The 8,330-nt window shown below is 41.4% G+C and carries 3 protein-coding genes; all 3 read left to right on the top strand.

Going from position 1 to position 8,330, the window contains the following annotated elements; translation table 11 throughout:
- Nucleotides 1–603: 603 nt before the first annotated feature.
- Nucleotides 604–2,343, top strand: coding sequence for a hypothetical protein (locus AB4517_RS05150; protein WP_372147993.1), 1,740 nt, complete (start codon nt 604–606; stop codon nt 2,341–2,343).
- 81 nt (nt 2,344–2,424) lie between these two features.
- Nucleotides 2,425–3,561, top strand: a complete 1,137-nt coding sequence (locus AB4517_RS05145; protein WP_017097120.1) for a hypothetical protein — start codon at nt 2,425–2,427, stop codon at nt 3,559–3,561.
- Nucleotides 3,558–8,327, top strand: coding sequence for an OmpA family protein (locus AB4517_RS05140; RefSeq protein ID WP_372147992.1), 4,770 nt, complete (start codon nt 3,558–3,560; stop codon nt 8,325–8,327). The genes AB4517_RS05145 and AB4517_RS05140 overlap by 4 nt, the downstream gene beginning before the upstream one ends.
- Nucleotides 8,328–8,330: the final 3 nt, after the last annotated feature.

The raw sequence follows: 8,330 nt of genomic DNA, 5'->3' as shown, positions 1-8,330 counted from the left end.
CTAATATAACTGGTGATGCAATCAGAATGGCAATTGCATAGATATTTTGCATAGTAGTTTTTGGTGTTATCTCTATAAAAGTGCCATCTTGATATTAAATGCATAATATATATAGTGTTTATATCACGTCGTTATTTGATGTGGTGTTCTGCATTTTGGTACTTTAGTACCACCCTTTTAAGCCAATTTAGTGTTCCAAAATAAATCCTATTTATATTGGCTAAGTTTATGTGGGAATTTATTCCCACTTTTTTTCTCTTTTACAGACGAGAAAATGCTCAATATAACCTTCTTAATCGATGAAATGCTTCCACCAGATATGTGTGTTTGGTCTAGTTAGTATTTACTTAAGTACGCAATGAAATGATTATTATGTGACATCCGTTCAAATTGATTTGCCTTTTTAGTTGGTCAGACGAAATGACTATTTATCCTGTTTAATTAGCTTTATTGCTAGTGTAATGGTTTTTGACGATACACCTTCTAATCTATTGAAATTTATAACCATTACGCGTAGAATTTCTTTAACCAAATCGTTTTTTAAGCCTTATCAGCTTAGTTATCACCGCAACTATATATACCTGTAGGTTGTGGAGAATCCAAATGCACTTAGTTTGCAAATTTATATCTAGTTCGTCTCTCAGTACGAACGACCTTCAATATGTCTTAACACCGGATGAGTGTATTGGGCTATTTTCGCGTGTGCGCACCCCTAAAGACATCTTGGCTCAATTACCAAGCACTCTGCTTCAGCAGATTACTGCGTCGGCTAAAAAAAATGTCCACAGCCTGCTCAACGCTATTCGAGTAGAACTTGCAAAAGCGAACTGGGTCTGTCTGTCTTCCAATGTGAGGCGCAGTCCATTAATGAGTAAACAACTAGCAAGCTTCCCTCGGCTGAAGTTACATGTCGACAGGGTGAGTAAGAGCAGTTCAGAGCGCGCTCACAAAGCCAACTACCAACAAGTTGTCGATGATGTACCTTTAGCACGTCACTACAGCTTTTCACCGGTTGAACCTTCCCCTGAACATAAAATCGTCGTTGAGTTTGCTGGTCAGTGGTCGAGTAATGCTGGCTGTCTGATGTTAGGAACTACCGATACTCAAAAAGAAAAAGTGACGGTAGGTAAGCCAGATCGAGAAAATAAACACCGAAGCCTCGCGACATTTAAAGATCTTGAAGTAGAGGGGAAAACGCTCTATATCAAAATTCCTTGTAAAGACCGACCACAACCAATTTTATTGAAATTGGCTGAAGACCTACAACCTGTCGATAAAGAAAGTCAAATGGACGAATGGGATAATATACTGGTACCTGTTGTCCCACTACATTTCACTACTGGTGATCATTCTGATGAGGCGTCCGAAATGTTCGGCTCAGGATTTGTATATGTTATTTGGAATAATGAAATATGGCGTGAATTAGTCATTGAAAGAAATGGTTATTTTTCAGATATCGATATTAATGTTACTTCCACCGACTCTAGGCCAAGAAGGCATGCCGATATACATATAGAGGACTCTGAGACAGGCGCTATACATACTTATGAACCCTTTAAGGTGTTGCAAAACGGTGAGGTCGTAAGTGAAGGTATGTTGAACGGTTCAGGTGAGGCGCGCATATTCAATCTAGTTGAGGAAGAAATTGAAATAGTTTTGACTGAGTATGATCCTCCAATATCAATGAAAGTTGAAACTTTTTTTAGTCCAGTCGACGGTACCACTGGAGGAAGGGAAGCAAAAGGTTCCTCATTGCCTCATATCTGGGTGCCGTACAAAGTTCAAGGTGAACCTCAAGATGTGTATATGTTTTACAGTTCGAATCAGTTAAGTCACAGGCAGTTATCTGAGCTAGCGTCGGCTCCGGAAGTTCAAGCGACAAAATTGGTCGATCTTGAGACATACAGTAGTGAACAGAGCTTTAAAACTGGTGATGGGATCACTCGATTGCTGTCTGTTTTGCCAAACGCTGCAAGTGATAAGCAGAGTGAATACGCGGTCCTTCAAAGTCAACTAAACCAAAATGTGGCTGCTGTTTATTTGAACAAGCCTGTAGAGCTTGTTTTTGAATATCCCGGTTATGCAACTTTGGATGAGTCAGACGATTATTTTGAGCTCAAGCAGTGTGATGGTGATTGGTCACAACGAGTATCGCTTCGTCAGTGTGCAAAAACAGACAAAGGGGCTAGGTTAATTAGCTTTTCTGGCTGGCCAGTTGAAGTTGAAAAGGTCGATCTAGTGCGTGGCTATTTGGGTAACAGCAGGCAAAATCGTGATAACCAAACCGTTATAATTCACCAGACACCCATTGCCGACTTATTGGCTTATAAGTCGAGCGAATAGCGGCCAATGCCATTACATCAAGAATGTTATCTATTTGCTTAACCTAAATGCAAATACTCCTAATTATAAAGAGAATAACGAATGAAACTACGTCATAGCTTAAGCCTTATTGCGTTGTTGGTATTGTCAGGATGCAACAACGAATCAGTAGAACCAACAGTACCTGAGCAGCAACAAGCGGTGAAGCCTCAGACCGTTGAAAATGATCCTGTTGCGTTAAAAAATGCACAGCAGTGGGATGATGGTCGTGTTTACATTACCGAAAATAATTACGTTATTTATGATAAAGAAACGGGTAAACCTAAATATACCATTCGAAAAGCTAAAGAGTGGCCACGAGAGGACATTAGCAACCAAGATTCCTATGATTTACCTAGAGTGGTGTTCCGTTGGGATAATGGACGAGGTGACTCGAAAGATCTCTATGAGATAGGAGACAAAGTATGGAGTGTCAAAACGGATGGTACTGACTTACGTTTAGTCGCAGATGAATTTGGCGGTATGGTTCGGTTAATGCGGATGTCTCCAAACAATCGCTACTTAGCTCTGGCGTATTCCGCCGAAGAAGGGATGTTTAAGGTCATTAAAGATCTCAAGACGGGCGAGTATATCGAGCTAGGTCGCTCTCGCGGTTATCCAGAATTCCTTTGGGCGGAAGACAGCAGTTACCTCTACTACGTTGATAAATTTAGAGACTGGAAGTACACCTTAGCGACTGGTGTTAAGCGACAAGTAGAAACAGAGTTTAACGAGTATTCTGTGATTTATCAGGGGAAGCGGGTAATTGCTTCGGATTTAGGGGTTGGAGTATATGATGAATCGCAAGATGAATGGCTATATAGCGTAGTTCCTGATGAAACGAGTGAGGTGGCAGTTGCACGTTTTAGGAATAAATCTATAAGCCCGACAGGTCGGTATGTCTGGGCTGAGACGCGAACACACCGCTACCTAATAGATGTAAAAAACAAGTCCTTCCAATCGGAAGAAATAATTCCACGAGCAATGGGCAAGTTTCGCTATTTTGAAGTTTTGGGCAAAGATGCGAATTATATTCATGAAGGAGCAGCTCGAGTTGTTGTTAGTAAACTAACAGAAGAAAAACACTTTGGTCCTTATTTAAAATGGAAACAGACCAATAGCGGTCACAGTGCAGACCTATCTTCTCTTTATAATGCTTTTGCCAACAATGGTGATTTTGTAACAGGAGATGAACTATGAACCCTGTTGAATCATGTAGTGTCATTCCATTACATGCTAATTATTATTTGTTTGGCACTTATTTTCCCGCATCTAGAGTAGAAGGGGAAAAACAGAAAGACAAAGTAACTTATCCAACCTGGCATAAAGAAACTAGCCTAGTTGGCAATCAGGAAATAACTAATGTTCGCCCGTTAGCAAAAGTGCCAATGCTAAACCTAACAAATAGCGATAACCCAGCACTTTGGGCGACCAACCAAGAGTTTAAATTATGCTCACTGGGTAATGGGAAGCCGGATAAAAATGGGGTGTTTGAAGTACTTTCTCCAGAATGTCCTATTCATTCCTTAGGCAAAGACTTACCAAAAGGGGGTGAACAAACTTTCAATTTTCGTTTCCCATCATTGCCACTTATTGCCTCACTTGCAGAGCTATCACCTAAAGAGTTGGCTGTAGAAATTGCAAAGCTTAGTGGTCAATTGGATAACAGCGAAGTTCAACTTACACTAACTGAGATCAGCACAGATCAATTGGCAGATCCTTATCAAGAAGATACAAACGGTCAGCTGAGCGAAGAGAACGCAGCATACAACAAGTGGTACGAAGAAGTTCGTGCTCTCAAGCAACCACTTAAGGGCTTTGTTCTACCTGTTGTTTCTAGCTGTGCAATCGTTTTTTCGGATGAAGGGTATTTAAACGCTTCAGTTAGTTTGTATAAGTTTAAAGTTGGGAATGGCAAAGGAACCGACGAAGGCAAGTATGAGAAAGTTGGGGATACAGTTCAAGCTGTGCTGCCCAAAAAGACAGAGAATATTGATCAAAACCAATACCCTTGCGCATTGTTTTATATAGATTCGGCGGCGTTTGATGAAGGGCTTTACAGTATTCGGGTAGAATTTATACCAAGTCAAATGGATAAACCGATTCCTGATTTTGTTAAGAACGCCAATATTGAGCAGTATGACGATGGTTTAGATACTGCTTACACATACGAATTACGTGAACATATCTCTTTTTCTTCTAGCACGCCATTAGGTAAATTCGCCATTGTCAGTGGCGATATGATTTCCTTAGAAGAATCTTTGATTTATCAATACCCGCAGTATTTCAGCAACATGAAGCACTACCTTCATGGTAATGCACAAGGAGCAGCAGCCAATACACCAGCATCTCGAAGTCTCACACTACTTAAGAATATCCGAGATGTGTCTGCACAATTAGGTGCAGGGCTGATGAGTGGTAGCCTGCAAGAAACCCTCGATAGTGATGGCAGGCAAGCGGTGTTTAATAATGTCTCGAAACTCTATTGGGATACCGTGAAAACAGATATGCCACCGGCGATGAAAGCCGCTGGAGAACTTTACTATGGTATTTATAGCACTAAAGCTGCCCTGGATACCCTGCGTGAATTACATTCTCCTCAAACGGTAAGTGTTGGGTGGAAACCATGGCTCCATGCAAAAGTGCTTAATACTCCGGAGCTACGAGCGAATACATTTTCCACGGCAATGGAAGCCGCCATGGGTAATCGAAAAGTGGTGGCAGGGCGAGTTGCTGAAGCCTGGCTTACTGGGGGAACATCGATTGGGGTTAACGCGTTTGGTACAGTGACCAGTGGCATCGACCTGGTTAACAAAGCCAAGGCGGTATTAAAGCAGGGCAAAAAAGTAGAAACGGCAGACAAGGCGACAGGTGAGGTCGCTGATGATTACCTAAAACATATCCCTGTTTGGAAAACCAGAAACACAGCTCAAGAGGATAAGATTGATCAGGCTCTAGAAAAGGCGCGCGAGAAGTCTAAAGAACAAATCACAGCCTACATGGTGAATGACTCTCGCGGTGCAGGGATTGGAATCAAGTTCGAATTTAATTCTAAAGAAAATGAACTAAAAGAAAACGAAGCTGTGTTCATGGAGCTAGGTTCCGCACTTGCGGAGGTGTTAGAAGCGGAATCAAATTTAAGGGTTGAGGTCGAAGGGCATGCATGCCAAGTCGATACCGCTGAAAAAAACATGCAGGTGGCGGCAGATAGAGCGGAAAATGCGAAAGCTCTGCTGTTAAAGGTATCTTCTGTTTTTAAAGACCGAATTTCAATTGAGGCGTTTGGGGAAAGCCGACCTATCTATCTTCCAGTTGAAGGCGAAAAAATTGACCGTAATAATCCAAACTTAAAACAGAACCGACGAGTCGTCATACGCATATATATGCAATCTTTCGATGTGTATTTCCATCCTAGCCGTTATGGCTCACAAGCGATGGAACGTTCACGCTTAGCTCTTGAAATCGCAATGAGTACAGAAGACAAACTTGAAGCCGAATTACGGATGGCGGTATTCGATAGTTTGGTTGATGTCGCTTCTTATGTGCCGGTTGTTGCTCCGGTTGCTCGCGGGGTAATTGTAGCTAAAGAAGGAACAAAAGCTGCCATTTCAGCTGTCAAAATGATCGACCATGCGCTACTGGACTCCTTGTTGAATGAGCTGAATGAAAAGCATAATGTGAAGCGTGAATTGGAACGATTATCCAATATTCATATTGAGTTACTTAAAGAACTACGTAAAAGTAATATTGCTTTAGAAAGGAAGGAAATCAATTCCTACAAAGAGCTTGTCGCTCACTTCGAGAGTGAAGAATCTAGAAAGGAGTTGCTAAAGCGCTACCAGCTTAGAGCTTTGGCAATCAATGGTTTGGTTTTACTACTCGCCGATCTTGGTGTTAAAGCGCATGCCGATTCATTGGTGTCATTTGAATCTTTGGTGAAGCGTTATAAAGTAAAAGACTATATTGAGCGTTACATTCTAGGAGATGATTGGTCAGTTCATACGATTAAAGGAAATACTATGGCTGCCAATTGGAAGAACCAGTGTGAAAATCAATTTTATGACGCGTTGGCTGAAAAAATGACTGCGGCTTCACAATATTGGCCGGCACCAATCTCTGAGAACAGCAGGATGAATGCTTACTCTTGGTATCAAGTTGGGGATAACAATAAAGCTTCAGGGGCTTTTAATCGAGTTTTCCCTGTTCAAACGATGCTATTTGAACACCCAGAAGAAAGCATGTTTGAAAACTTTACTCAGGCATTTAACCCACAAGATAGTGAACTAAAAAAAGAAGCGATAGGGTTCTGTCGAATCTTAATTAAATCGGCGCGCTTTCAAGAATCGGATAAGCCCGATTGGCTACCTTATGATAGTTGGATCAAACAATCAGATAATGGTCATATAGGGCCGTACGATAAAGTTAAAGTTCAGATAGTGCTCACCAAGGCGCACAAATACGCTCAGGAAGTGACCGTAGGCTATAACCGAGTAGACGGTCTTGAAAACATAAATGGTCCCGCTTTCAGAGATTGGATGTTACCTAAAAAGGTCGCTGATTTTGAAACTGACCCAAATGGTGAAATTGCTAAGTTTTATAAACAACAAGGTGTCAATGAAGAGTCAACATTGATTGCAATCGACCATTGTCCATCCTATCGTTTCGGTAGTGTGATGATTGATGGAATGAAGCCGATGACATCCAAGTCTAAGCTACTGTTTGCCGACGCGATATTTAGTCTTGCTGCTTCTGGAAGTGCAAAAGCTGGGAACCCAAGTGATTATTTTTCTGAAACCGATTCATTTAAGCGCTATGTAAAAGGCGGCGGCTTTCAAAACATGCGTTACAGCCTATCGATTAGGAAAAAGAAAGGGGATGTCAATTTCTACCTGCCTGCGGATTACATACAAGGTAAAGACTTTGACGACTTGCCAGATGAGTTAAAAGTTGGAGTGTTGAGTACCGAAACGAAGTTAGTGTTGCTTGATACTTATCTCGGTGAGAAGGCGCTACTTTTGCGTGAGAAAGATCTTATGGTCGAGAGCTTTACCTTAATGAATGCTAAGAGTAAGAAGAACTCTATTCCAGTCATCAAAGGGATAAAGCAACAAGTCGTCGCTATCGAAACTCAATCTTCAGGACTTAACTTCTTCCAAAGTAAGGAATGGATTAACTCAGCTCACAATATTCGACGCGATGGGTTTTCATGGGGAAACAAAGGACAAGAAGACCCCGCGAGTATGTACGTTTTGTTATTGGGTGATACTCATAATAAAGACGCGTACGAATCGACACGAATGGACTGGGGCTCAGTGAATATGTCTATTCAACTGGGACTAGAAGGTAATAAAGGTAAGTTGGTCAAGGGTCCTAGGTACTTTTCAGACATGCACCATGTTGGTGAGTTTTCTTGTGATAATGGTTCTTGGGAATTGACGAAATCATCGTCAGAAAAGAATCGCAGTGAGATCAATGCGATGAAAATCTTTATTGATCAAGCTGTGGCTAGCTTAGAGAAAGAGAATGATTTACAAAAAGGCACAAGCTATACAGTCTATTGTATGAAGTTTGATTTGGGTTATGTTGCGCCAACGGGCGCGCAGCTAAAAGGTCTAAGGCCATTTGGAGGAGTCATCGGAGGCAAAGCGAACCTTGAACTGTCTGTTACTCACTTGAACCAAGTTGATGTAGATGGCACACATGATTACGACAAAGGAAGAGATGTCGTTGTGTCATTACCGTCTTTAAGCTCAGATAAAGCTCTTGCTGGTAATTTCTTTAGTGATATGCCATGGCTTATTTTTAAAGAACCAACAAAAAATGGTGTGGATAAGTCAGCGTCAGAAACGTGGAAACAGTACGAAGACTCGGAACGGAAAAAATGGCTGAAACACTGGATAGAGAAACAACCAGCAGTCACTCAAGCTCCTAAGCCTTTAGAAAAGTCATTAGATAATCCAATATAAAAA

The sequence above is a fragment of the Vibrio sp. 10N.222.52.C3 genome (genome assembly GCF_041474195.1).
Lineage (GTDB): Bacteria > Pseudomonadota > Gammaproteobacteria > Enterobacterales > Vibrionaceae > Vibrio > Vibrio crassostreae_C.
The sequence above is the reverse complement of the archived record's forward strand: the minus strand, read 5'-3'. Positions and strand labels throughout refer to the sequence as shown.